20 protein-coding genes, 1 tRNA gene, 1 other RNA gene and 1 pseudogene are annotated in these 24,498 nt (G+C 60.3%); 9 read left to right on the top strand and 14 right to left on the bottom strand.

The window, feature by feature from the left end; all coding sequences use genetic code 11:
* Positions 1 to 363 precede the first annotated feature (363 nt).
* Both SYN65AY6A5_RS06320 and SYN65AY6A5_RS06325 read right to left on the bottom strand, forming a co-directional pair.
* Positions 364 to 2,220 carry a hypothetical protein gene (locus SYN65AY6A5_RS06320; RefSeq protein WP_099884077.1) on the bottom strand — a complete coding sequence of 619 codons (1,857 nt, stop codon included), beginning with the start codon at positions 2,218 to 2,220 and terminating at the stop codon, positions 364 to 366.
* A gap of 46 nt (positions 2,221 to 2,266) precedes the next feature.
* The gene (locus SYN65AY6A5_RS06325) at positions 2,267 to 2,755 is read right to left on the bottom strand and encodes a Tic20 family protein (RefSeq protein ID WP_099884079.1); all 489 of its coding nucleotides are present in this window, start codon (positions 2,753 to 2,755) and stop codon (positions 2,267 to 2,269) included.
* Positions 2,756 to 3,004: 249 nt separating this feature from the next.
* Here SYN65AY6A5_RS06325 and SYN65AY6A5_RS06330 point away from each other — a divergent pair, with 249 nt between their 5' ends.
* On the top strand, positions 3,005 to 3,460 hold the full coding sequence (locus tag SYN65AY6A5_RS06330; RefSeq protein WP_240530479.1) for a hypothetical protein: 456 nt from the start codon (positions 3,005 to 3,007) through the stop codon (positions 3,458 to 3,460).
* Here the strand turns inward: SYN65AY6A5_RS06330 and SYN65AY6A5_RS06335 are convergent.
* Positions 3,428 to 4,633 (bottom strand): annotated as a pseudogene (locus SYN65AY6A5_RS06335) (transposase). The gene SYN65AY6A5_RS06330 and the pseudogene SYN65AY6A5_RS06335 sit on opposite strands and share 33 nt — an antisense overlap.
* 234 nt (positions 4,634 to 4,867) lie before the next feature.
* Here SYN65AY6A5_RS06335 and hemH point away from each other — a divergent pair.
* Positions 4,868 to 5,893 (top strand): ferrochelatase, encoded by a 1,026-nt coding sequence (gene hemH / locus SYN65AY6A5_RS06340; protein WP_011429913.1) that lies wholly within the window; start codon positions 4,868 to 4,870, stop codon positions 5,891 to 5,893.
* Positions 5,894 to 6,062: 169 nt separating this feature from the next.
* The gene (locus SYN65AY6A5_RS06345) at positions 6,063 to 7,400 is read left to right on the top strand and encodes a CCA tRNA nucleotidyltransferase (protein ID WP_099884081.1); all 1,338 of its coding nucleotides are present in this window, start codon (positions 6,063 to 6,065) and stop codon (positions 7,398 to 7,400) included.
* Here SYN65AY6A5_RS06345 and SYN65AY6A5_RS06350 read toward each other — a convergent pair.
* Complete coding sequence (locus SYN65AY6A5_RS06350) at positions 7,397 to 8,128, bottom strand: response regulator transcription factor (protein ID WP_049749731.1); 732 nt, start codon at positions 8,126 to 8,128, stop codon at positions 7,397 to 7,399. The two genes, SYN65AY6A5_RS06345 and SYN65AY6A5_RS06350, sit on opposite strands and share 4 nt — an antisense overlap.
* A gap of 275 nt (positions 8,129 to 8,403) precedes the next feature.
* Between SYN65AY6A5_RS06350 and SYN65AY6A5_RS06355 the strand changes: the two genes are divergently transcribed.
* Entirely contained in the window at positions 8,404 to 9,306 is a 903-nt protein-coding gene (locus SYN65AY6A5_RS06355) for a 4-hydroxybenzoate solanesyltransferase (RefSeq protein ID WP_099884531.1), read from the top strand.
* Between the two features lie 16 nt (positions 9,307 to 9,322).
* Here the strand turns inward: SYN65AY6A5_RS06355 and SYN65AY6A5_RS06360 are convergent, their stop codons facing one another.
* The 3 genes from SYN65AY6A5_RS06360 to ndhN all read right to left on the bottom strand — a co-directional run bounded on the left by SYN65AY6A5_RS06360 (position 9,323) and on the right by ndhN (position 12,782).
* Positions 9,323 to 11,224, bottom strand: coding sequence for a R3H domain-containing nucleic acid-binding protein (locus tag SYN65AY6A5_RS06360; RefSeq protein ID WP_011429909.1), 1,902 nt, complete (start codon positions 11,222 to 11,224; stop codon positions 9,323 to 9,325).
* Positions 11,225 to 11,239: 15 nt separating this feature from the next.
* Positions 11,240 to 12,250 carry an LdpA C-terminal domain-containing domain gene (locus tag SYN65AY6A5_RS06365; RefSeq protein WP_011429908.1) on the bottom strand — a complete coding sequence of 337 codons (1,011 nt, stop codon included), beginning with the start codon at positions 12,248 to 12,250 and terminating at the stop codon, positions 11,240 to 11,242.
* An 88-nt stretch (positions 12,251 to 12,338) separates the two neighbouring features.
* Positions 12,339 to 12,782: an NAD(P)H-quinone oxidoreductase subunit N gene (gene ndhN, locus SYN65AY6A5_RS06370; RefSeq protein WP_011429907.1), complete on the bottom strand. Its 444-nt coding sequence runs from the start codon at positions 12,780 to 12,782 to the stop codon at positions 12,339 to 12,341.
* Between the two features lie 364 nt (positions 12,783 to 13,146).
* Here ndhN and msrB point away from each other — a divergent pair, with 364 nt between their 5' ends.
* Positions 13,147 to 13,638 (top strand): peptide-methionine (R)-S-oxide reductase MsrB, encoded by a 492-nt coding sequence (gene msrB, locus SYN65AY6A5_RS06375; protein ID WP_099884083.1) that lies wholly within the window; start codon positions 13,147 to 13,149, stop codon positions 13,636 to 13,638.
* A gap of 49 nt (positions 13,639 to 13,687) precedes the next feature.
* Complete coding sequence (locus tag SYN65AY6A5_RS06380) at positions 13,688 to 14,491, top strand: FTR1 family protein (protein ID WP_099816131.1); 804 nt, start codon at positions 13,688 to 13,690, stop codon at positions 14,489 to 14,491.
* A 274-nt stretch (positions 14,492 to 14,765) separates the two neighbouring features.
* On the opposite strand, the gene SYN65AY6A5_RS06385 is transcribed toward SYN65AY6A5_RS06380, so the two are convergent.
* The 7 genes from SYN65AY6A5_RS06385 to SYN65AY6A5_RS06420 all read right to left on the bottom strand — a co-directional run bounded on the left by SYN65AY6A5_RS06385 (position 14,766) and on the right by SYN65AY6A5_RS06420 (position 22,419).
* Positions 14,766 to 14,978 carry a CP12 domain-containing protein gene (locus SYN65AY6A5_RS06385; RefSeq protein ID WP_011429904.1) on the bottom strand — a complete coding sequence of 71 codons (213 nt, stop codon included), beginning with the start codon at positions 14,976 to 14,978 and terminating at the stop codon, positions 14,766 to 14,768.
* Between the two features lie 244 nt (positions 14,979 to 15,222).
* On the bottom strand, positions 15,223 to 15,954 hold the full coding sequence (locus SYN65AY6A5_RS06390; protein WP_099812251.1) for an energy-coupling factor ABC transporter ATP-binding protein: 732 nt from the start codon (positions 15,952 to 15,954) through the stop codon (positions 15,223 to 15,225).
* A gap of 33 nt (positions 15,955 to 15,987) precedes the next feature.
* Positions 15,988 to 16,257 carry a hypothetical protein gene (locus tag SYN65AY6A5_RS06395; protein WP_011429902.1) on the bottom strand — a complete coding sequence of 90 codons (270 nt, stop codon included), beginning with the start codon at positions 16,255 to 16,257 and terminating at the stop codon, positions 15,988 to 15,990.
* Between the two features lie 92 nt (positions 16,258 to 16,349).
* Positions 16,350 to 17,234, bottom strand: coding sequence for a leucine-rich repeat domain-containing protein (locus SYN65AY6A5_RS06400; protein WP_099884085.1), 885 nt, complete (start codon positions 17,232 to 17,234; stop codon positions 16,350 to 16,352).
* Between the two features lie 116 nt (positions 17,235 to 17,350).
* Positions 17,351 to 18,988, bottom strand: coding sequence for an ATP-binding protein (locus SYN65AY6A5_RS14380; protein ID WP_240530996.1), 1,638 nt, complete (start codon positions 18,986 to 18,988; stop codon positions 17,351 to 17,353).
* Positions 18,989 to 21,259: 2,271 nt separating this feature from the next.
* Positions 21,260 to 22,213 carry a DUF559 domain-containing protein gene (locus SYN65AY6A5_RS06415; protein WP_099884089.1) on the bottom strand — a complete coding sequence of 318 codons (954 nt, stop codon included), beginning with the start codon at positions 22,211 to 22,213 and terminating at the stop codon, positions 21,260 to 21,262.
* A 134-nt stretch (positions 22,214 to 22,347) separates the two neighbouring features.
* A tRNA-Lys gene (locus SYN65AY6A5_RS06420) sits at positions 22,348 to 22,419 on the bottom strand.
* A 100-nt stretch (positions 22,420 to 22,519) separates the two neighbouring features.
* Here SYN65AY6A5_RS06420 and ssrA point away from each other — a divergent pair.
* The 3 genes from ssrA to lpxD all read left to right on the top strand — a co-directional run.
* Positions 22,520 to 22,921, top strand: a transfer-messenger RNA (tmRNA) gene (gene ssrA / locus SYN65AY6A5_RS06425).
* A 162-nt stretch (positions 22,922 to 23,083) separates the two neighbouring features.
* Positions 23,084 to 23,602 carry a DUF4330 domain-containing protein gene (locus tag SYN65AY6A5_RS06430; RefSeq protein WP_099884536.1) on the top strand — a complete coding sequence of 173 codons (519 nt, stop codon included), beginning with the start codon at positions 23,084 to 23,086 and terminating at the stop codon, positions 23,600 to 23,602.
* Positions 23,603 to 23,617: 15 nt separating this feature from the next.
* Positions 23,618 to 24,498 (top strand): UDP-3-O-(3-hydroxymyristoyl)glucosamine N-acyltransferase (gene lpxD / locus SYN65AY6A5_RS06435; RefSeq protein ID WP_099884538.1); only part of this gene is annotated, 881 nt, incomplete at its 3' end.

Raw genomic sequence — 24,498 nt, forward strand, 5'->3', positions numbered from 1 at the left:
GGTGAAAAACCCGACGGGTGGAGACCCTCTGGAAAGCGTATCAAGCGGGGCCTGTACCAAACGGCAAAGGGGTGGTTGGTCAACGCTGAGGCAAATGCTGCCGCCAACCTGCTTAAGAAAGTCAGCAGAACCTTGGGGCTTTGCGTGAAGGAACTGTCTAGAGGCGCTTTGACAACGCCGTTACGGGTTCTTTTGTGGACTGCGTAAGAATCCCCTGGGTGGGAGTGTCAACTCCCTCACCATCCAAGCTGATGCCCTCGACCAACACCGGCCAAGGCGCCGTGCTAGGCGATATCGCAAAACGCCCTGTCCTCAACCGGAGCCAGCCGCACGAGGGGGAGTATTAAGCGCAGGCAGCCCTGTTTAGGTGGAAGTGCTCCCTTCTGCCATCTCTTGTTCAGGTGTCCTAAGCCAGGGCCTCCAACGCAGCAGCCGCCGCAGCTCCACCAGCAGCACTCCGGCCACACCCGTCAGGATCCAGCCCAGCCAGTCCGCCGCCGTGCCCAGGTAGCGCACCTCCACCCGATGCTCCCCCGGCGGGATCCGCACTTGCAACAGCCCCACCCCGTTGGGTTCGGCAGCTCTGAACCGTCCATCGATTTGTAAGCGCCAGGCGGGGTAGTAAAACGTGCGTAAGGCTACCGATTGTTCTTGGGAGGTAGGGTTAACCGCGCGAAAGCGACGGTAGCCATAGCGCCACTCTTCCACCTGGAGCAGTGCGGCTGGATCCTCTACCTCGCCTTGCCACTGCAAGAGCGGATCCACCTGTGGGGGCGGCATGGGCAGCGTCGCCTGGCGGGGCCGGTATTCCAGCGCATCCACCAGCGCCAACCCATCGGGAAAGCGCCAGTGCAGGTGCAAAAAAGCAATGCCCGGCCGCTCTTGCGGCTCGTGGGGGAACTGCTTGGCCGCAGCTAGCTCTTGAAAGGTTTGGACAAGCTGCAGATCGAAGCCGGCTTTGGACATCAGTTGCAAGCCCTGCCAGGTTTGTACTCCCATGGCCAGGCCGATCCCCACCAGCAAAAGGAGCTGCAGGCGCTTGTGCCCCCATCCCCACCCAGCTAAGGATCCCAATAGCCAAGGCACGGTTACTGCCGTCACCGCCATCCAGCGCCAGGAAAACTGGATGCGCCGCAGCGGCAAAACCCACTCGTAGAGCCCAGCCAGCAGATCCGTCATCATCAGCAACGCCACCAGGCTGGCTCCCAGGCTGTAGAGCAGGGTGGCTTTGGCAAGAGGGAATTCGTCAGCTCCGCTTCCCTGCAAGAGCAACGTCCCCTCTGTTCGGCGGGCCAGCCACTCCAGAAAAACCAGGAGCCCCGCCCCCACCAGAACCGCTGCCATCCAGACCCAGTACCCCACCAGGTTGCTCTCAAACCAGTGCTCTGTCCAGCGCGGCTGAAGCTGCATGAGCCCGCTCAGCATCAGGCGATGGTGGGGCGTGTACTCTTCGGCAAAGTTGACAAAGTCCACCTGGACATGGCGCTGATCCCAAAAGGCCGGCAACAGATAAAAAGCAGCCCACCCCAGCCCCAGCCCAAATCCTAGGTAGCAGCGTCCCACCCTGGGCCAGAAGGGATCCCTTCCCCCCAACACCCAAGGCAGGGGCAGCCAAATCAAGGTAAACACCAGCAACGTGGGCAGATGAGAGAGCGTCAGCAACCCATAGCTCAGCGCCAAAACCGCAACCGGCCCAATGGACTGGGGCCGGCAGATCGTCTGCAGCGAGGCCCAGAAAATCCAGGGCAGGATTGCAATGGCCCACACTTCTCCAATTGCCCCCCGTTGGTAGATGTCTACCAACCAATAGGGGCCGGCCATGCTCAGCAGGGCCAAGCCCAGCGCCAAAGCCCAAGGAAGCACTTGCCGCAGCAGGACGTACAGCCCCAGCCCGAAGACTGCCATCGCCAGGCCCATGCTGGCCACCAAGGATCCAGGCATATCCAGCCCCAGCAGGCGAAACGGCAAAGGGGCCACCATGCATAGAGGTGCATAGAAGGCAAAGGTGGGGTTGCCGTAGCCGAAGTTGGAATACTCCAGCCAGCGGGGGTAAAACTGCCCGCCGAAAAACTGCCGCTGATACTGAAAGGCCCAACTGAGGTTGAAGTGGGTGGAATGAGTGATGGGGTAGCCCCGCTGCAGCATCGGCCAGAGCAGGGCCAGCACTCCAGTTAGCAGCGCAAGCCCGACCAGCAGCTTCGGTTGGCGTAACGCTTTCATCCTCACTTCTGGACTAGGCGTTGCCTACCTCCCTCTTTGCCAGGAATTAATAGCGAATCCAGGCATAGGCGGCATCGGAGAGCACCGGCACCTCGGCATAGTGGCCGCGAACGTTCTGCACCCAAGCGTAGACGGTGATGGCGATCACGCCCAGAAGTGCGGTGGTGGCCAAAATGCTGACAAGTGCTGCCAGGCCGAGGTTGCCAAAGAGCATAGCAAACACCTGCATCAACACTTGCACCAAGAACAGGGCAATGTTGAGCAACAGCGCCTGCATGGTGTTGAAGCGAACAAAGTGGGCGACACGGCTGTTGCGGACTAAAAATAGCAGGGCGAGAAATATCCCCACCCCCAACCAGCCTGTGGCCAGGGGCAGCAAGCGCAGCAGTGGACTAAAAATGGGGATCAAACCTGGCAGAGATTGAAACAAACCCGAGGGCACAAAGCCGAAGGGCAGGGCCCATACCAAAGGCAGAAGGTAGGGAAGGGATCCCCACAGCCGATTGATGGGAGTGATGTCGCCGCGCCAGGTCATGTCTCGAGCCCCTCAGTTCAGTGCAGTAGTGCTGGAGTCTGCTTGTTGGTGCGCTTTCAGAATTTCTTTAAACGGCACCTAAGCTTTGCGCTTATTGTAGTCGATGAAGTTGGCCGGCTCAACGCGCCTAGCCCCAAGCTGGCCTCCGCTTTCGAGTGAGGGGGAAACTGTTCAAGATGAGCATCTTGCAGGATTGGGGTTGATATAATCGACGGCAACTCCCACCCACAGTGATTTTTGGCCTCCGCCATGAAGATTTCGCCATCTCTCGCTGCCCGCCTCTTGGGAGCTGTTCTCTGGCAAGCTTGGTCTGTGCTTGTCGGCTTTTTCAACGACCGCCTGTTGCCGGAGCGCTGCCACGTTCGGCCCGAAGCTCTGCCGGAGTGGATGGCTCAGGTGTGGGCCGGCTATCTGCGCTATCGCAAAGCCTCTCGTCCGGGAGCGATTCAGTTTCGCGGCTTAACGGTGGATCCCGGCCAAGAGGGATCCTCAGCTCACCTTGTTGGGGCTGGCCCGCTCCGCTACCGTGGCTGCCCTCTGGAGACAGTTGCCCGGGATGCCGTCCAACCCTTTGGCAAAACCCCTTTTGTGCCCCCCTACCAGCGGCTGCTCAATACGCTGCGCTTGAAGTTGAGCCTGGCCGATGTCGATAGCTATTCGGTCACGCCGGCCCTACAGCGGGTTTACCGCGGCCAAGAGTTGTAAACTACCCGGCTCCGACTGCCCCCCGTATACGGGGGGCAGGGGGATGTAGGGTGGCCGGTTTACAGCAGCCCCCAATAATGCAATGACATAGGCGCTACGCTTCGCTGACGCTAATGCTGCGTTGTAGTCTGCATCCCCTTCCCAACTGCAAGCCGGGTTGACACAACGGAAGCGTTTCCCTTCCCGTTGCCCGATCCACAGGCACTGGTGGCAAATCTGCGAGGTATAGGCAGGCGGCACCACCACAACCGTGACCCCGGCCCGCAGCGCCTTGTAGTGCACAAACTGCCTCAGCTGGTAGAACGCCCAACTATTCGACCGCCGACGCTCCGTTTTGCTCCGTGGCGGTTGGTTGACACGCTCTCCGATTCCAGTTAGGTCTTCCAAGGCAATCGTGCTATTGGTCGCCTTTGCCCTGGAAACAATAGCCTTGCAGATGCAGGGATTGACCCAGGTTTGCAAGCGTCTCTCCTGACCAGACAGCTGTTGCAAGAGTTGGCGGCATCTACGCCGACTAGACCTTGTGCCCTGACTGGCTTTGCATGGGAGCACCGCTCGCAACCAGGATCAACGGCTGTCCATTCCAGGGATCTCCCTCTGAGGTATGGGCAATATCTCTCCTCCCCAAGTCCACCCCAATCGCCTTAGCCGCGGTTTGCAGCTCCGGCGGTTGCGTTTCCACACAAATCGTAGTAAGAACCCTCTTTGCGTTTGACAAGGTGGCCGATTGGGGATTGGTGCCGGCCAGCATCCCTCGTTGATAGTTGCCGATGGACAGCTCCAACCGTTCCCGCCCCTCAACGGTGGTGAGCGATACTGTCCAGTCTTTCGCTCGGAAGGAGAAGATGCGGGCAGCGTAGGTCACGAAGCCCGCCTTGAAGGCTTTGACCGGACGGTTTTTTCTGGCTGGCAGTCTTGCGGGCAGATACCACCCGTCTGCATACCTGTTGTGCCAGGTTGCTGGATAGGCCAAAGCGGGCACGGATGTCGCGGTAACCCAGAGATTGGAGCTTAAGGGCGTTGAGGATCTTCTCCGGCGTGTTTTGGTTGACCCAGTTCAAGGCCTGCACAAAGGCGTCCAGCGTCGCATCTAACTTGGCGGCTTGCGACTCCGATAGGACTCCGTCCCGCTAGCGCGAACAGTTCGCAGGAAATAGTCAAGACTTGGGTCATGCTGTCACTATACATCAACAGACCGCATTCCTCCCGACGCTCGGCTGCGCCAGAGCGCGGGGCTCCTGCGGTTTCTAGCTGACACCGGGCGGAGCAGTAGGGGAGGAGGGGGGATCCCTGGCTAAGGATGGGGGCCGAGAGAAAGCTGAGAAAGGTTGCAAGAAAACTTAATGCCCCTTCCCCGCTGGGGGGCAAGACCTCCTACAGTGGATAAGGAAGGTCATTGGGTTTGTCATGTCCAAAAGCGGCGTGCTCCTGCTGAACTTGGGGGGGCCAGAGACCCAGGCTGATGTGCAGCCCTTTCTCTACAACCTCTTTGCCGATCCCGAGCTGATCCGCCTGCCCTTTCCCTTTTTGCAGAGGGCTTTTGCCTGGGCCATCTCCACGCTGCGGGCGCCCAAATCCCGGCGCAACTACGCGGCCATCGGGGGGGGATCCCCTTTGCGGCGCATCACCGCCGCCCAGGCACAAGCGTTGCAGGCTCAACTGGTGGCGGCGGGCTACGACGTGCCGGTGTATGTGGCCATGCGCTATTGGCACCCGCTGATCGAGTCGGTGGTGCAGCAGATCAAGTCGGATGGGATCACCCGCCTGGTGGTGCTGCCGCTCTACCCGCAGTACTCCATCAGCACCACCGGCTCCAGCTTCAAACTCCTGGATCGCCTCTGGGCCGAAGACCCGGAGCTGGCCCGCATCGAGCGCCGCCAGATCTGCTCTTGGTACGACCAGCCCCAGTATGTCCAGGCCATGGCTAGGGCCATCCGGGAGCAGTTGGATGCCTTCGAGGATCCGGCAGGGGTGCATGTGCTCTTTAGCGCCCACGGCATTCCCGAAAGCTATGTCACCCAGGCCGGGGATCCCTACCAGCAGGAGATGGAGGCCTGCGTCCAGCTCATCTGGCGGGAAGTTGGGCGCCCCAATCGCCACACCCTCTCCTATCAGAGCCGGGTGGGCTCGGTGCGCTGGCTGCAGCCCTATACCGAGACGGTGATCCCAGAGCTGGGAGCGTGCGGGGTCAGGCAACTGCTGGTGGTGCCGATTAGCTTTGTGTCGGAGCACATCGAAACCCTGCAGGAGATCGACATCGAGTATCGGGAGCTGGCCCACCAGGCTGGGATCCGCGAGTTTCGCCGCGTGCCCGCGTTGAATGCCGACCCGCTGTTTATTGCCGGGCTGGTGGCGCTGGTGCGGCCCCATCTGCTCACTTCAGCACCTGCTTTTGTACCGGCGGCGGTGGGCGGCTCGCTGCTGGAGCGATAGCTAAAAGGGATCCAGGCCGCGAGCGGGCCTGGGCAAGCGAGGGTCAAATCCCCAAAAGCAATCGCTTGTTTTTGCGCAGCGGTCAGGTGAGGGTACGGCCTGTCTGGTTGCTTGCGCTCTGGGGATCCTAGCCCTTTAGATCATCGAAGTCTCCCCCCTGTGCACATCGATGAGCGAAGCCCTGCTGAGCAAGTGGCTGCTGACCTATTTCCGCCAACGGCTGCCCTTTCCCAAAGAGTGGCTGCCCCAGGGGAGCTACTGGGTGGGGGGATCCCTGCGGGATGCCTATCTGGCTTGGCTGCGGGGCCAGGCTGGAGACTCCAAGGGGCCGGTGGATCTGGATTTAATGTGTCCGGCGGATCCCGTGGGGTGGGCGGCGGGGGTGGCGCGGCGGCTGAAGGCCGGCTTTGTGGTGCTGGATGCGGAGCGACAGATTGCCCGCATCGTGCTGGGCCAAGGAGGGGCTTCCACCCCCACAGCGGCGACGGTGGACGCGGCCCTGCAGGTGGGCCCCACCCCGGAGGCAGATCTGCGGCAGCGGGACTTCACCTGCAATGCCCTGGCCCTGGAGCTGCGGGAGGGGCAACTGTTGGATCCCACAGGGGGGCGGGCGGACATTCAGCAGGGGTGTCTGCGCATGGTTCACCCCGACAACCTCAGCGCCGATCCGGTGCGGCTGTTGCGGGCCTATCGCCAGGCAGCTCAACTGGGGTTTGCGCTGGATCCGGCCACGGCAGAGGCGATTCGTCAGCGGGCCCCCCTTTTGGCCAGGGTGGCGGCAGAGCGGGTGCGGGCCGAGGTGGTGACCTTGTTGGAGACGGGGATCCCCGGCTTGGCCCACCTGCAGGCAGCGGTGGCGGCAGGTCTGCTAGCGGCTTGGCTGCCCCGCCTAGCGCCCCAGAGCCCCGGCTTTGCCCAGGCCCAAGCGGTGTGGCAATGGGCCGAGATCTGGCAGCTTCAGTATCCCCGCACTCTGGCGGAGCTGGCCCAGCCTTTGGCGGATCGGCGCGGCGGCCTGTTGGCAACGGTGTTGGCAGCCCTGCTGTGGGATCCGGCGGGCACCCCTGCCGAGACGGTGGAAGCCGAGCTGGAACGGCTGCGCTTTAGCCGCGCCGAGATGCGGGCCATCCAGAAGCTGCACCAGCTTCTACCCCTGTTGCAAACGCTTCTGACCCATTCCCCCACTCCCGGACAACAGTGGCGGCTCTATCACCAGGCGGGATCCCTCTTCGGCGGCCTGGCCCTGCTGGCAGCAGCCACCGGCAGCAGCCCCCGAGAGATAGAATCCTGGCTCCGGCGCTACGAAGATCCCCAGGATCCCCTGGCCCATTTGGTGCCCCTGCTGGATGGGAACGACCTGCTGCACAGCTTGGGTGCTAAACCCGGACCCTGGGTGGGCCAGTTGCTGCAGGCTCTACAGGAGGCGCAGGCCGCGGGGCAGATCCAAACCCGCGCCGAAGCCCTCTCTTTTGCCCGCCGCTGGCGTGAGAGGAGTTCCCAACCCTAGCCAAAGCGATAGCCGAAGCCGCGCACCGTCACCAAATACTCTGGGTTGCTGGGATCCAGCTCCAACTTTTCCCGCAGCCAGCGGATGTGGACGTCCACCGTTTTGCTGTCGCCCATGAAGTCGGATCCCCAGATGCGCTCCAAGAGCTGTTCCCGCGTCCAGACGCGGCGAGGGTTGGACATAAACAGCTCCAGCAGGCGGAACTCCTTAGGCGAGAAACTCACCTCCACTCCCCGCACCAAGACGCGACACTCTTGGGTAAACATGCAAATATCCCCGTAGCGGAGCACCGTGGCCTCGCTGGCGTGGGACTGCTGCCGACGGCGCAACACGGAGCGACAGCGGGCGATCAGCTCCCGCATGCCGAAGGGCTTGGTCAGGTAGTCGTCGGCTCCCAGCTCCAGGCCCACCACCCGGTCGGTCTCGCTGCTTTTGGCCGTCAGCATCAGGATGGGGATGGTGTTGCCCTCCCGGCGCAACAGCCGGCACAGATCCAAGCCGTTCAAGCCGGGCAGCATCAAATCCAAGATCATCAAATCCAGCCGTTCGGCCGTGTGAACCAGCTCCAGCGCTTGTCGACCATCGGCGGCCTGCAAAACTTGGTATCCCTGTTCTTCGAGAGCAACGGCAACGGTTTCTCGGATTGCATCCTCATCGTCCACCACCAGCAGAGTCTCCAGAAGGGGAGGAGCTTCCTTGACTTGAACTTCGGGAAGTTGACTGGTCATGGAAAGGGTTGCTTGCATGGCAGACTCCGTCTCGCTTGCGCGAACGGCCTCACAGGGGAAAAGCAGCAAAGTTCATCACCCTCAACAGCAGCCCCCCGCTAGGATATCAAACTTCTCAGGCTGGCCAATAGTGGGAAAAGAGGAGCCAAATGCTGGCCAAAAAGTAGAGACGGCGAGGGGGACGACAAGGGTTCCAGGGCGGGCCAGTTTAGGATGATTTAAGATCGGTGCGGAGCTCCATTCCTCTCGGCAACTGGCCCTCTTTCGACCTGGCTATGTCTGCCTCTCCTTCTGCACTCTGGGCCACTGGCGGAGCGATTTTACGGCTGTTGCGCTGGCATAAGCCGGCAGGGCGGCTGATCCTGATGATCCCGGCTTTGTGGGGGGCTTTTCTGGCCGGACGGGGAACGCCGCCTTGGCCGCTGGTGGGGATCCTGATTTTGGGCAGCTTGGCCACCAGCGGGGCGGGCTGTGTGATCAACGACCTCTGGGATCGGGATTTGGATCCCTTGGTGGAGCGCACCCGCAACCGCCCCTTGGCCAGCCGCGAACTGACCGTTGCCGTCGGCATCGTGATGGCGCTGCTGACCTTGGCCTGTGCGGCGGGGCTGGCGCTTTTTCTCAACCCGGTCAGCTTTGCCCTCTGCGTGGCGGCAGTGCCGGTGATCCTGCTCTATCCGGGGGCTAAGCGGGTGTTTCCCGTGCCCCAACTGGTGCTAGCCCTGGCCTGGGGATTTGCCGTGCTCATCAGTTGGACAGCGGTGAGCGGCCAAGATCCCCACACACCCCTGGGGGAGGAGGGGCTGGGCTGGCTGTGGCTGGCCACGGTGTTGTGGACGTTGGGGTTCGATACGGTCTATGCTCTATCGGATCGAGAGGACGACGAACGGGCCGGGATCCACTCCAGCGCCCGCTTTTTTGGGAGACAAACCCCAACGGCGGTGGGGCTGTTTTTCTTGGGCGCCGCCCTTGCCCTCTTGGGGGTGGGGATCAGCCTGCAGTTGCACGCGGTCTATTTCCTTAGCCTGGCAGTTGCCGCCGCTCTCTGGGGCCGGCAAACCTGGCAGCTTCACCAGGTCAATCCCCCTCCCACTCTCTACATGGCCATCTTCGGCCAAAACGTCCTCCAGGGCTTCATTCTCTTGGCAGGGATGATCGCCGGATCCCTGCTGGCCTGAGGAACCCTGGCTGGAGCTAGTTGGGATAGATGCGCAGGCGGCGGTTGGGCTCTTCGCCGAAGCTCTGGGCCCGCAGGTGATAGTGCTCCACTAGCTGGTGCTGCAGCTTGCGGATCAGAGGGGAGCGGGGCAGCAATTCCACCGGCTGGGACTTGGGAATGACGATCTGCTCTACCGCCAGCCGGGCCTCCTCCAAGGCTTCCGTTTCGTCGCCCGAGCTGGCCCGAATGAACAGCTCTAGGTCGGAATCGGAGCCGTCCTCGCTTTCGATGTTGAGGATGTGACGCAGGGCGCGGGCAAGGGCGATCAGGGTATTGGCCTTGACGGTGTGAATCGGGATTTGGCGGGCGTGGGCCAGTTGCTGGATCTTGGAGCGGCTGCGCACCTGGGATCGCAAAGCCAAAACAATATCTGCCTCATCCAGATCTTTGGTGACATCCGCCGACAGCTTCAAAGTCTGGATCACCTGCTCCAGATGGAAGCGGCTAACCCCGTAGGGATAGATCCTCAGCGGCCCATCCAGATCCCGTTGCCGTTCTGCCAGGGCAGCCGCAGCAGGTTCCTCCCAGTCGGCATCCTCTTCCGCCTCAGCCCTGGACTCTGCCTTGGGGCTGGCCATAACTTGAGGCTCAGCACGGGATCCCGCTGCTGCTGGCGGGACAGATTCCTCCCCCTTGGCCGAAGGCGAGCCAGATTCGCCGGGCTGGCGCAGACGAGTTTCACTTGGTTCTAGGGGCAGAGCTTCCATCCGCCCAGAACGGCGCCATCCCCCCCGCTCCCGTGTTGGGGACAGGGTGCTGCCGGCAGGGGGGGGCCACTGGGGCCCAGACAGGGTGGGGCGCTCGATCACCACTTGGCCGCGTTCGTCCAGGCTGCGCAGTTGCACCAGCGGCTCGCGGTTGCGCAGGAGGCGATCCACAGTGGCCGCCACATCTTCGTGGATGACCCAGCGATCCCGCTCCAGCATCTCCACCGCAATCTCAAACGTGGGGGGGGCCTTCCGCTCCAAGACGCTCTTCTGGCAGCCCCGCCGCCGCGCCTCTTCGTCTCCGAGCGTGACCGACTGGATCCCGCCAATTAGGTCGGAGAGGGTGGGGTTTTTGATCAGGTTGTCGATGCGGTTGCCGTGGGCAGTGGCCACCAGTTGCACCCCCCGTTCGGCGATGGTGCGGGAGGCCAGAGCCTCCAACTCGGTGCCGATCTCGTCGATCACCACCACTTCCGGCATGTGATTTTCCACCGCCTCGATCATCACCTTGTGCTGCAGCTCCGGGCTGGCCACCTGCATGCGCCTGGCCCGGCCAATCCCTGGGTGGGGCACGTCGCCATCGCCGGCAATTTCGTTGGAGGTATCGATGATGATGACCCGTTTGTGCAGCTCGTCCGCCAGCACGCGGGCAATTTCCCGTAGGGCGGTGGTTTTGCCCACCCCTGGGCGGCCCAGCAACAGCATCGAGCGGCCCTGCTCCACCAAATCGCGGATCATGCTGATGACGCCGATAACGCAACGCCCTACCCGACAGGTGAGGCCGATGATCGTGCCCTGGCGGTTGCGAATGGCGCTGATCCGGTGCAGAGTTGAGGCAATGCCGGCGCGGTTGTCGCCGCTAAACTCTCCCACTTGGCTGATGACCAGATCCAGGTCGGCGCGGGTGACCACCTCCTCCGAGAGGTAATCGGCAAAGCCGGGGAAGCGGGCTTCCGGGCGGCGGCCCAAATCCAGCACCACCTCTACCAGCCGATCCAACTGGGGATGCTGCTCCAGGCGCTGGCGGATGGAGGCGGGCAGAACGTCCAGCAGCTTGCCCAAATCGTCGTTGTAGAGGACTTGCCCGGGAAAAGAGGTGCGTTCGCTGGAGCGGTGCGGAGCACCTTCCCGATCCGCCGACGGGTTGAAGGGCTGTACTAAGAAACTCATGGTCGGGCAACGTTGTTAAACACTGGAAAAACAGGTTTGTCTGGGGGCCACCGCTCGTTGCTTCACTTGCTGCACCAACTGCTTGGCCACTGGGATCCCACCTGCCAATCCAGGCCCCCCCTCCAAGTAGGTGGCCACCAACTGTCGCGCATAGCTGCCGAAGGCCACCCCCGCCACCGGCCAACGGGGATCCAGCAGCGACACCGTTTGCCCATTGGTTCCTCCTGCCAACTGCACATAGCCGGGCAACCCCATGCTCAACACCTTTCGGGCCAACTTCAGAGTGGCCTTGCCGGCGCCAGCTCCAAGATCCCCGCTCATAGGCCGACCGTCCACCTGCCAGATCAACACCTCCGGCAAGGGATCCATCAAGGCCAGCAAATCCCGCAAATAGACCTCGAGGCCGGGACCATCGTTAAAGCTGATCGAGACGGCCCGCAGCCACCGCAGCCAGGGCTTTAGGGATCCCCACAATTGCGCGAATTGGCTCTGTCGACCGATACGGGTGTGGATTTCCACCGCCTCAACCCCCAGCTCTAGCAAGGACGGCAGGATCTCCGCCGCCGCAACCTGATAGCCTTGGGTGGCGATGCGTTGGTGGGGACACACCGGCTCACAGCGGCCACAGCCGTAACAGAGCTCTGCCCGGATGTGAACCTGGGTGGAAGTGCCTGCCCGGATCAGGGCGTGGGGCGGACAAACGGCTAGGCAGGGCTGCGGACAGTCGGCAGGACAGACGGGATCCGTCAGCACCGCCTTGCGAAAATGCACATCTTCGCCGTCGTTGACGCTGACCATCAACCAGGGGGACCCCACCTGGGGATCTTCTGCCTGGGCCCGCCGGATCCCTTCTTGGGCAGCTTGCACAATGGCTGGGTCAGCGGCGACGTCAATGCAATCGGCACCGGCAAGCGTGTAGAGGAAAGCTAACTCTCGAATCGACGGCAAGTGGTGGAAACTTGCGCCGCAGATCAGCTTAAACCAAGTACCCTGTTGCAGCGAGACGTTCGGCAAGGTCACAGGCACGGAAGGCCACCGGCAAGATGAGAGTCTGGGCTGCAGGCCGCCTACTTGAGATGGTAGCAAAGAATTTTCGAGGAATCTGAACAGATCCTCAGGCACTCTGCAGAGGTTGCCACCGAATTGACCGCTCTCGACCCAGCTCCACCACAAATTTCACGCCCTTATCTTCTTGGCTCAGCTTCACCAGGTAGGAGAGCTCTTGCCGGCTGAGCACATGCCCCTCGTAAAACCAAAACACCAATCCCTTGGCCTTTGGGGGCAAGGTGGCGCGGTACTGCTCGATCAACGAGGGGTAGAAATAGGTGCGCCGCTGCGATTTGCCCAGCGTGGCAGGCCGCACCCCATGGCTGGACGTCAGATAACTGGCCAGATCCCCAATCCCCTTGCTGGAAAGGGTGACTACCTCGTAGCCAGCTCCGCGCAGCCGCCGCAGGTAGTGCCCTTCCGATCCCCCTTCTGGGGTAACAAAGATGGCCAGAGCCCCACACTGCTCGAGCTGCTGCACAAACTTGGCGCCTGAGCCGACCAGCAACATGGCAATAACTCCGTCGTTTTCAGGGTTAGCAAAAGAATCCCCAGGCCAGCCCGCCTAGGCCGAACGGATCCCTTGCCTGTGCTCATTGTAGCGGGAGTATGTCCCCAGCCAGGGATAGAAGCTACAGATAGAACTCATAGAGAAGCTCGCCGACTCTTTGCCGCGCGGAAACTGCCGGCTTTGGCTGAGGGGTAGCCGACCAATGGTGAAGATACCCGTACCTTCGCCTTTGTGGGGAAGAAGACGTGAAGAAGAGTTAAGATACATACAAGCATCTGCTTGCAAGTCTCAGAAACAGCCGGACAGGGCAACTGGAGAGTCCGGCGGCGATGGCTTCACCCATGTCAGGACGGACAAACCGCTTATGCGACGAGGCAAGCTTTTGACCTTGACAGTGGCCGGGTTCGTTACGGCACCCCTCAGCTTGACAGGAGAGCAACAGGCGATGGCTCAAGAAATCTATCCCGTTACCAAAACCGACGCTGAGTGGCGACAACTGCTCACCGAAGAGCAGTACTATGTGCTGCGCCAAGAGGGAACCGAGCCCCCCTTCCGCAACGCCTACTACGACAACAAAGCTCCAGGGATCTATGTCTGCGCTGGCTGTGGGCAGGAGCTCTTTTCCTCGGCAGCCAAATACGACAGTGGCACTGGTTGGCCCAGTTTTTGGGAGCCGATTGCTCCTCATGTGATCGGCACCAAGACGGATTGGAAGTTGCTTGTGCCTCGCACCGAGGTTCACTGCTCCAACTGTGGTGGTCACTTAGGGCACGTGTTTCGGGACGGTCCCCCACCAACGGGTCTGCGCTACTGCATCAACTCTGCTGCTCTGAAGTTCATCCCCGCCACCACCTGAGCCTCTCCTCAGGCAACGCTAGAATTGAGCCACCTGCCTGGGTGAACCTATGTCGGACTACACCTTTTTGGATGCTGCCTCGATTTTGCTGCGGGAGGGTCTGGAGGCGCTTTTGGTGCTGGTGGCTTTGCTGGCCCTTCTGCGCAAAAGTGGGCAGTCGGCCCCGCAGCGCTGGGTGTGGCTGGGGGGATCCATGGGTCTGCTGGCAGCGGTGATGCTCGCCTTGCTGGTGAAGTTGTTTTTCCAGCAGTTGCTGACCCACACCCGCCAAGAGGTACTGGAGGGGATGACTGGGCTGGTGGCAGCAGGTTTGCTGTTTTCGGTCAGCCTCTGGCTGCACCGGCGGGCCGCCCTTGCTTCCTGGCAGACCTTTGTGCAAGAACAAGCCCAGGCAGCGCTCGCCACAGGCCAGGTTTTTTCCCTAGCTTTCCTGGCCTTTGCAGCGGTGTTTCGCGAGGGGGCAGAAACGGTGTTGTTTTACGTGGGATTGGCCCCTTCCCTGGCGGCAAAAGATCTCTGGCTGGGGATCGGTCTGGGATCCCTGCTGCTGGTGGGGATGGCGGTCTTGCTGCTGCAGGTGGGGCTGAAGCTGCCCTTGGGGGCTTTTTTCCGGGGTTTAAGCCTGCTGATTTTTTACTTGGGCTTTAAGTTCCTGGGCAGCGGCCTCCATGCTTTGCAAGTGGCGGGCTGGCTTCCGATCACCCCCTTATCCGGGATCCCGAAGCTGCGCTGGTTGGGGATCTATCCCACTTGGCAGACGCTGATCCCACAAATGGTGCTGCTGGGAACAGCCTTTGTCTTGTGGATGAGGCAATGGCGGCGGGCTGACTCTGCTCAAAAGCTTTCTCCGTGAGAAACTTTCTTTGCGAGCAGGGTGCCTCCCACAACCCTCAAGTTCGAGGGGCTGGGGTTTCGAGGGTTGTTGCTCGAAGTAGCCGGCGATCCTCCCTCTTCCTGGGGTGAGCAAAGTGTCCCGGCTGGACTCAATTCTCGGTGCCCAGCTACGCATTCCGGCCCAGAAAGACGAAGCCCGCCAGCAGGGAGCTGGCAGGCCGCTGGATCTTGTCGGGGATCCCACTTGCGATCGCTGTCGATAAACCGAGACCGATCTGCAGGGTTACCAGAAATCAGGTGTCGTAAACACGGCACTCGACGGCGTCGGGGTTTTCAGCACAGTGCTGCTCAAGGCTGCTGGGAGCTTTGGGCTGGTGGCTGCGGGCTGCCAGCACTTCCTCAACAGCATCCCAAGCTGCACGGCAGTGGGGATCCCCTTCGCCGTACTCAGAGCAGACTTTGCGCGCGTTCTCCAGCTCTTTGGCAATGACTTCAGACAGTCCCATATTCTCAAGCTCCTTTCAACGAGATGGGGCCAGGGGCCCACGGGTATAATCTGCTGACGCAGATCCGCAGGGATCTAGCGCACTCGCGGATCAACAGGCAGAAACCTGCCGCTCCGCAGGGTAGATAAGTCCAGGATGATGCCTTGCTGCCAACCTATCGATCGCTGTGGATACATTACCATTCTAAGCAGCGACCGCCGGGGGTTGCAGCCACCCTTTTGCGATCTCTTCGGGATCAGCGGGGCTAAGACCTGAAGGCGCCAAACAGTTGTCCAAGCTGTTGCCGCACCTGCTCTGGGGATCCCTGATGGCGCACCTGTCCTTCGGAGAGGAAAATTGCTCCATCCGCCCATTCCAGCTCTGCCAGCCGATGGGTTACCCAGAGAGCGGTGATCCCCTCTTGATCCACCAGGCGGCGGATGCACCGCAGCAACTCCGCCTGGCTCTCGGGATCCAGCAGGGCTGTTGGCTCGTCCAAAAGCAGAACCTCGCTGCGCCGGGCCAGCGCCCCGGCGACTGCCACCCGTTGCTTCTGTCCACCGCTGAGGCCGTGGATGGGCCGGCGGATCAAGTGCCGCAAGCCCACCTGCTCCAAGGCCATTTCCACCCGCTCGGCAATCTCTTCCAACGTGAGGGGTTCTGCCCCCAAACCAAAGGCGACGTCTGCCCCTACCGTCGGCATGAACAGTTGGTGATCCGGGTTTTGAAACACGTGGCCCAGCCGCCCGCGCACCTCCAGGTGGCCCGCTAGGGGCTGAGGATGGGTGAGGGATCCGGACAACAGTTGCAATAGGGTAGACTTGCCGCTGCCGTTAGGCCCCAGCAGCATCCACAACTGGCCTTTGGGAATGACAAAGCTGCACTCCCGCAGAACCGGGGGACGCTCCGGCCAGGCAAAGGTCAGGCCCTCCACCCGAATGGCCGGCGGGGACTCCCTCTTGCCGCCGCGCAAGGACTCTGTCCCCCTCTCCGACATGAGAATCCCTCGCGAAGACCCGAAGAGCTGCTCTCAACCCTGCAACTGCGCCAAAAAGCCGGGACGAGTTCCTGGGGCACCAGGGCCACCCGACTTGGTGGTCATTTGCACGCCACACAGCTCGCCGGTGAGCAGGAACACCTTTTTGCCGGTGCGGTCACAGGTCAGCTCCAAGCTTTGGGGGGATCCGCTCTGGAGAGCGTTGACCACGCTTTGGTAGGCGCGGTTGGCCGCTTCCTCCTCTTTTTGGTGGACGACGATGGGGGCGGGATTCCCTTTCAAAAGCAATTCTAGGATATACATGGCTGACCGTTCGCGTAGTGGGCTGTGGACACCTGATCCCAGTATCGCAGGTCGGCGGAAGACCTGGAGGCCGGCAAACCCAGATCCCAGCGCTAGGGGCAGGGGCGGGCGGAGGTGGGATCCCCTGGATTGAGACCGGCAAACCAGCTCGACAGGGCCGCCGGCAGGCAGAGGCCAGGGTTGCCCTCGATGTGGAGCCGTTCCAGCCGCGGCAGTTCTGCCAAAAAGCCGGGCAGCTCGCCCGTGAGCCGGTTACGGGCCAAGCGCAGATCCCGCAATTGCTTGAGTTGGGCCAGCTCCGGAGGCAGGGATCCGCTGAGGCGGTTGTCTGACAAGTAGAGGTTTTCCAGGTTGTGCAGTTGCCCCAGTTGGGGCGGAATGGGCCCAGAGAGCTGGTTGCGATCCAAAAACAGCCCCTTAAGAGAGCTGAGCTGGCCGAGTTGGCTAGGAATGCTGCCACTGAGCTGGTTATCTTGAAAGCAGAGGTTTTCTAGGCGGCTGAGCCGACCTAGCTCTGGAGGAATGGATCCAGAGAGCTGGTTGTGATCCAAAAACAGTCCCCGCAGCTTGCCCAGTTGTCCTAGCTCCGGTGGAATGGGGCCGGAGAACTGGTTGTAGTCGAGAAAAAGCTGTTCCAACTCCCTCAACTGCCCTAGCTCGGCGGGGATGGGGCCAGAAAGCTGGTTGTAACTGAGAGACAAAGCCCGCAGGTGGTGGAATTGGCCAATCTCCGGCGGCAGGGATCCGCTCAGCCCGCGGCGATCCAACACCAACTGGACAAGGCACTGATCCCCATCAAACAGAGCCACTTCCTCCACCACCACCTCAGGCCGGCCCATCGCAGCCAAGACTTGCCGTAGGAGGAGAGGATCCCGCTCCCGACAAGAGGCGAAAGACCAGGCCATCGTCCCCCAGCTCAGCCAAGCCCCAATGGCCAGCAAGAGCAAAATCCGAGCTTGTCTTTTGACTGATCCCATTGCCCCTTCCCGGCCAACGTCTTAAGGGAGCATAACTCCCCTCCAGATCCTTGCCAACTACTTACTAGCTGGGGGAAGGGGCAACAGTTCTTCCAGAGCAGGGCGCCAGGCAGGAGCTAGGATTGGCTGCCTTGAGAGCGCTGGATCACCTCAGCTTCGCTTAGAGGGGTAGGGGCGTGGAAAGACAGGCACCAGGGAGTTTGGACTTTGCAGGGCGGGTGAAGCTCCTGCGAGGAGAGGTAGAATTGCCCCACCTTCAGGATCGCTACATCCTCGCCGCTTCCTCCCCGCTGGGCAATTAGCTCCCGCACCACCTCGATAGCCGCTGGCGACGTGACCCGGCCAAAGAACTGGGTGGAGCAGTTGGTAATAATGTTGTGGTCGATGCTTTTGGGAGCCTGGGTGGCGAAAATGAGGCCCAGGCCGTATTTGCGCGCTTGGGCGGCTAGGCGCAGCAGGCTCTGCTTGCAGGGGGTAGTCCCCTGGGAGGGCACAAAGTCTTTGGCCTCGTCGATGACCAGCAGCCCGCGCACTGGCGCTTCCGGCGGGGCGGGGTTTTTCTTGATCCAGGTAAACAGCGCCATGGCCAGTTGATTGAGAAATTGCTGCTGTTCCCCCAGGGTGGGAAGGCCCACCAAGTTGACAACCGACACCCGGGTTTTGCCGTAGTCTGAGCCCAGCCCCAACAAGATGGCCGGATCCAACGCCATCCCCTGTTGATGGAGCAACTTGTTGTTAACCATGGCAGCCTTGAGGAGATTAGCCATCTGCAGCGCCAGTTGCGGCGCCTTGCTGATACCGGCTCCTGCTTCCGGAGGCAGGTCCGCAAGGAACTCGGCAAAGTCAGCTAGAGATCCCGGCTGGTGGGTGGCAAAGTATTTCAAAGCTGCCTTAAGAACCCCCCGCTTCAGCTCGTCGCTGACAGTCTTGCCGGGGGCCACGATCTCCTGGAGGGCGCCCCAGGCCATGTCGACGGCTTGCTCCAGCTCTTCGGGATCACCGGCCAGCGCAGCAAAGTCCGGCAGGGGGGCGAGGGTGAGGGGGTTGCCCGCCGCCAGCCCAGGGGTCCAAACCACCACCTCGGTTTGGGCAAAGTAGCGCTCTGCCTTGGCTTGATCCTCCTCTGTCCAGCCCTCGGGAGCGGCAGGCCAGGGATCCCCCAGCCGGGCCAAGTCGTTGGCTGCATCGATGACGATGGAAGGGATCCCCTGCAAGGCTGCCTCTTCCACCATTCGCCTCAAGAGCACCGTTTTCCCCGAGCCGCTGCCAGCCAAAATCACAGTGTGCCGCACCAGCTCCTCGATGGGCAGAAAAACTGGCTCACCCTCCCGGTTGGCTATCCAGCGTCGTCCGACAAACAAACCTGGCGAAGGTCTCGGCGGCTGCAAGTCTTGCTTGGCTTCAGGAGCTTTGCCGTTGCCTGCCCTAGGAGGGGAGGAAACTCCCTTTTCCTCAGGCTCAGCTCTCGTAGCCCAGTCAGCCGGGATCCCTTCCCTCAGCCAGGCAAGGATTTTGGCCAGCGCTGAATCCGGCTCAGCATTTGCCAGTTGGGTAAGAGGTTGCCGCTCCGCCAGCCAATCTCTAAAATCGCGTCTGGATTTGAGCTGCTCTAGGGCCAGCAGAACCCTGATTTCCTCCTTGCTTGGCTGCCAGTGGATCCCACCCTTTTTAAGAAAACTCTGCCACAAGCTTTGGCTTACCGGACCTCTTGGGCGAGGAATGGTGCGCACCACCACCAGCTTGCGGAATCGCAAGGCCGGATCGATCCCAGCTTCTGTCTCAGCGGCTACTAAGCGCGCCTGGAAGGCTTTGTGATGACCTGATTGAATGGCTCTCAAACAAAGGTGCTTTTCTCGCTCATTTGCCTCATGGAAGATCAGCCGCAGACGAGAATGCAAGGGGGAAAAACTTTTGCCTCCAGGGAAATCAGTTTCGACCTGGGTACCAATGCTGGCTGGCAACCGTTCTTGCCAGACGAGAAAGTGACATACAGAAGTCAAAAGTTTCTTCCATGGACTATCCCTGTCTTCCTGTAAGTACGGAGAGATATCAACGTCTTGCTTGAACTTCTCAAACTCGCAATCCAGTTCTCGCGGACGACGACGTGGAAGAGGAGGAGAAGGAATGGGAGCCTCGATAACTGTCCCTAATTCCAAGCAGATCTTCTTGTGCTCATCGCATTTTCTCAGAAGCTCTCGAGGAGACAGAAATTGATTGATTTCGAAAAACTCCGGCTTAAAGGGGTAAGAGGGATAAGGAGGGGTAAAGTTAACCTTAGGATAGGCTTTTCCTAAACGAGAGACAACAACAGCCTCAGCGGTTGCTGCAGAAGGAAGAAACGTTAAGATCAAAGGAGACTCAAAACGATCTGAAAAGGTAAAAACAACCGTCTTTTTCAGAATTTCCCAAGACTCTTCTAAACAGGAGACAACTACAAGAGATTGAGAGAGATAATCCCGTAGGGCAATAAGGCCACCCCCAATGCTGTGAACGATATCTCCTACTGCCTTTGCCTCTGCTCCTGGTTCTCCCGAAGCTGTGTGAGATTGTGCGATGATCGGATCCAGTTGATCCAAAGCAACTACAGTGGGCCCCCTCAGGCTCATGAGCCAAGAAAGCCCCGCGACGGTCTCGCTGGGAGCTAGGCCTGGCGAGTCAAAACCGAGTTGTTCCTTCATCTCTGGATCTACGCCTAAGCCCTCTATCCAGCTTATTCCAGCCGCAGCTATCGCAAAGTTGGCAGAGTTGGCCAAAATCATGGCCCTCACACAGTCTCTATACTTAAGTGTGTTGCTCTTATCCTGAGTGGACAGCCATTGCAGAACTCGATTGACAACTCTGAATAAGAGATTGGGAGGAAGTCTGCCAATCTCTTCTGCTCTCCTAGGACTGGCCAGAGCTTTCAGGAAAATTTGATCGAGAACCTTCTCTAACTGGCTTCTTCCATCTGGCTCTTCCTGCATCAAAGATGTAAGGTATCCCTGAACCAATGTTTTCCAGAAATCCTTCACATCTGTCATGTCCACCAGGACGAATCCCACGCCCTTTTCAAAGCAGCGCTGCCTCAATACCCTGAGCAGGTGAGTTTTCCCAGTGCCGCCGCTGCCGAGGACAGGGATCCCCAGCGGAGATCCGTTTTTGGGAGATTGAATCAGCTTCTCCAGCCGCTCGAATAGTTGCTCTCTGGCTTCTCGATTAAGATCGGGAACGTCAAACTCTGGTACCTGCCAGATTTTCTTCAGATGAACTGTCCAATCAAAATCAACTTCCTTGAGAGCCTCAAGGTCCTTCTGTTGTTCTGGCAGAGAGATCACAGTTTCCGTGCTCCGCATACTTAACTCCTAATTCGCAGAAAGTGTCTTTTGGCACCGGAGAGGGTAATAGCCGCCGCCTCGCGTTCAGGAGTGATAGTTGAGGGATCGTCAAGAGGCATCAATACAATCTTGGCCTGGCGATCTAAAGCCACAAGAGCCTGATCCAATTGCTGACGTGGCACATGGGGAAATCTCTTTCGCAAATCCGATAGGTAAACCCGGGAGTGGCGCCCTCCCATCCCCTCGCAAGTTCGAAAGACCTTCTCCAGGAAGTCGAGATCGACTTCTACCCCGTTGTCGGGACGGGGTTTGCTAGGGCTATCTGGCCTGTTAGCGTCAGCGGGCCGTAGGCCTAGGATACGGGCCAAGGGAACACTCTCCTGCTTGGCGTAGTCCACTAGGGTTGCCAACGCCTTTTGCAAAACAACTGCTGCCTCTGGCGACTTGGAGCGGGCGATGGCCGTTGGAGGTGTGGTAGAAGCCCAGTCCCAGGCCTTGTCAGTCAGCGCAAGCCGGGTTATCCTCCTTCCCTTTTCGACTACAGTCTTGCATTCAATGAGGCCCTTTTCCTCCAACAGCTTGAGCTCTTTGGCCCTATGCTTTGGCTTCACTTGCGACTTGGTCGGTTCTTCCCCTGTTAGCAGGAGCTTCCAGAGCAAGATTTCGCTTTTGGGCAACAAATCGCTCATTTCCCCAACCTCCAGCCCTGCCTCAAAGCCGGCTCTGTTGCAATTGAACCACCTTGCGGATCATCTCCACCGCCCGCTCGCAGTCGGACATCACCAGCTCATTGGGAATCCGCAACACCAAGTAGCCGGAGATGAGCAACTCGTAGTCCCGCAGGCGATCCTGGTAGTAGTGGTTTGGCTCGCGGTGCTCTGGCCCATCCACTTCCACCACCACCTTACCCTCCCGCCAAAGCAGATCCGCTCGGAAAGCGCGTCCGTTAACACTCTGTACAGTTTGGTTGAATTCCAGCAAATTCTTTAACTGCGCATCTGCTGCCACCCGGTCGGCCAGCTTTCTCTCGGCGGGACTGAAGGGGTGAGGGGATCCCTTGTAACCCACCACCACCTGCACCGAGCTGTCGAACTCCTTTAGCCTCTCAGGAAGCGGCAGTCGAATGGCACCGTAGCTCACGGAGGCCAATTCGGGGTGATCAGTCAAAGCGCTCGGCACCACCAGCACCAGCCGTGCCTGACTGTGGTCAGCCAACCAGATAGCTGCCTTGGCCAAGCCGAGTAAGTAGCTGGGCGCCGGCTCTGTCTCATTGGTTGCCAAAGCCAAGGTCAGCTCGCGAGGGGCAATGGCCTTGGCCAGTTGCTGCACCTGGATCGCCCGCTGGATCCCTGGCAGCAGAGGCAGGCGTTGCTGTTGGCACAGGTGCATGGCCGCCCTGAGCCAGGCGTTGGCAATGGTGGGATCCTGTTTTGCTGGTAGCTCTTGGGCGCGGAGACGATTGTGAGCTTGAACCTCTGCCGTTGTGCCCGGCTCAAACTTTTCCCCATACCAATAAGGCCAGAGGGATAGGGCTACCCTCGCCAGCACCTGCAGACACTCATCGAGGATGGCATCCTGGGCAGGAATTCGGTGCCAAAGCTTGGAGACAAAGACCGTCTCTCGAGTTTCAGCCTCCTCCGCCAGGCTCGCTAGCGCCTCCTCCACGCACGGCGCCAGTAATAGCTTGACCTCCCCCTCTTTGCCTAGGTCTTGCCACGAAAGAACGGCCACCTCGCCTCTCCCACCTGCCTCCTGGAATCCTAGCCTAGGCCAGGCCGGGGGGAGAGGGTATCGCAAGCTGGGTCGGCAGGGATTCGAACCCTGGGCCAATCGGTTAAAAGCCGAGTGCTCTACCGCTGAGCTACCGACCCGAGTTTACACTTTCGTTATGATAGCAGGACTTTTGTCACATTCGCAAAGACTCTAGCCGGATCCCCGAGAGTTTTGCTAGTCTAGATGTAGGCTAACCCCGGGGCTGTAACGGTTTCGACGGGGTGGCGAACAAGGGTTCATGATGCAGGTCGGGCTTGAGCTTATCCCGTTACCACTAGGCTCAACACAGTACGTGCGAACAACGTCGTACCTTTTGCTCGTAAAGCGGCCGCTCTGGCTGCCTAAGGCTCAGTAACCAAGAACTTACTCTGAGCTCGAGGATCCTCTCACGACCCCGTTAAGTGGGCGGATCACAACCCCAACGGGTGCAGCTCTCTTCTCCGGCTCCGTCGAGGGAGAGCCTAAGGCTAGGCGGAGAATTCCCATCGCCGGGATCTAAACGGCGATCCCTGCCTTGAGGGTTAGAGAGGCTAAGCCTGTGAAGGAGTGAACCCCCAGTACCCATCTCGGACACGGGTTCGACTCCCGTCGGCTCCATCTCCAGGTCAACCTGAGGTTATTGGCCCAGACCATCCTCGGTCAGGAGGGAGACGGGGCCTTTGAGTCCCTCTAGAGGTGAGTTCCTCAAGCGGCTTTACGGGCGGGGAAGCTGCCATGGCTGTGCCCTACAATCAGGGACAGTGGGTTGGAGGAAAGAGGGCCATGCGGCTCGTCGATGAACGGGGGCGTCTGCTGGGGAAGGTCAGCCTTCTGGATCTGGGGGCGCTGGCCATTGTAGTAGCGGCGATTGTGGCTGTCCTGTTTTTGCCAGGGCGGCAGGCGGGCAGCGTCGTCCAGGTGGGGGGTGGCCCCACGCTGCCGGTGGAAGTGGATATGATTGTGCGGGGGGTCAGCAGCCGATCCCTGGAACCTTTTCAAGCAGGTCAGAAGGCTGACTTGATTATCCGCAACCAACCCTACGGCCAGGTGGAGGTGGTGCGGGTGGAAAACGTCAGCCGCACTGTGCCGGTGGTTTTTCCCGATGGACGGGTTGAGAACTTGCCTGACCCAGAGCCCTACCGCTTTGATCTGGTGTTTACTTTACGGGGACGGGGCCAGCGGACAGAAAATGGCATTGTCCTAGGCAACAACCGCGTCAAAGTCGGCGTTCCCCTGGAGCTCGAGACCTTTAGCTACAACTTGCGTGGAACCGTGATGGATGTGCGGCTGCTGCAATCGTAGAGGACCTCAACCCTGATGCAGCTACAGGAGATCGCCCAACAATTGGGGTGCGCCTACGAGGGGGATCCCACCCTAGAAATCCACGGCGTGGCTAGCCTAGCAGAGGCGCGCCCAGGAGAGCTGAGTTTTCTCAGTGAAGCCCGCTACCTACCCTTGCTAGAGCAGACCCAAGCCAGCGCCGTCATTGTGGAGGAATCGCTGGTTCTGCCCCGCCCCATTGCTTGCCTGCGAGGGAAGGATCCCCGTCTGCTCTTTGCCCAGGCCATCGAGCTGTTTTACCAGCCCTATCGCTTGCCTGTTGGGATCCATCCCACCGCTGTGATTGATCCCAGCGTTGAGTTGGGAGAAGGTGTGGCCATTGGGCCGCATGTAGTGGTGATGGAAGGGGTGAAAATTGGCGACTACACCCAAATCCACCCCAACGTAACCATCTACCCCCACGTGCGGATTGGATCCCGGTGTCAGCTTTTCGCCAACTGCGTCATTCACGAGCGCACGGAGATTGGCGACGACTGTCTGATCCACAGCGGCGCTGTCATTGGCGACGACGGCTTTGGCCACATTCCTCTGGCAGATGGCTCCTGGCGGCGCATGCTGCAGGCAGGCCGGGTGGTGCTGGAAGACGGCGTAGAGGTGGGCAGCAACACCACTATCGACCGGGCCGCTGTTGGCGAGACCCGCATTGGCCGGGGCACCAAGATTGACAACCTAGTGCAGATTGGCCACGGCGTGAAGACGGGATCCCACTGCTTGATCGTGGCTCAGGTGGGCATTGCCGGCAGCACCCAATTGGGCCACCACGTCATCTTGGCCGGGCAATGCGGCCTGGCTGGGCACCTGCACATTGGCGATGGCGTACGCGTGGCTGCCCAGACAGGAGTAACCAGCGACGTCCC

Source organism: Synechococcus sp. 65AY6A5 (assembly GCF_002760415.1).
Classification (GTDB): domain Bacteria; phylum Cyanobacteriota; class Cyanobacteriia; order Thermostichales; family Thermostichaceae; genus Thermostichus.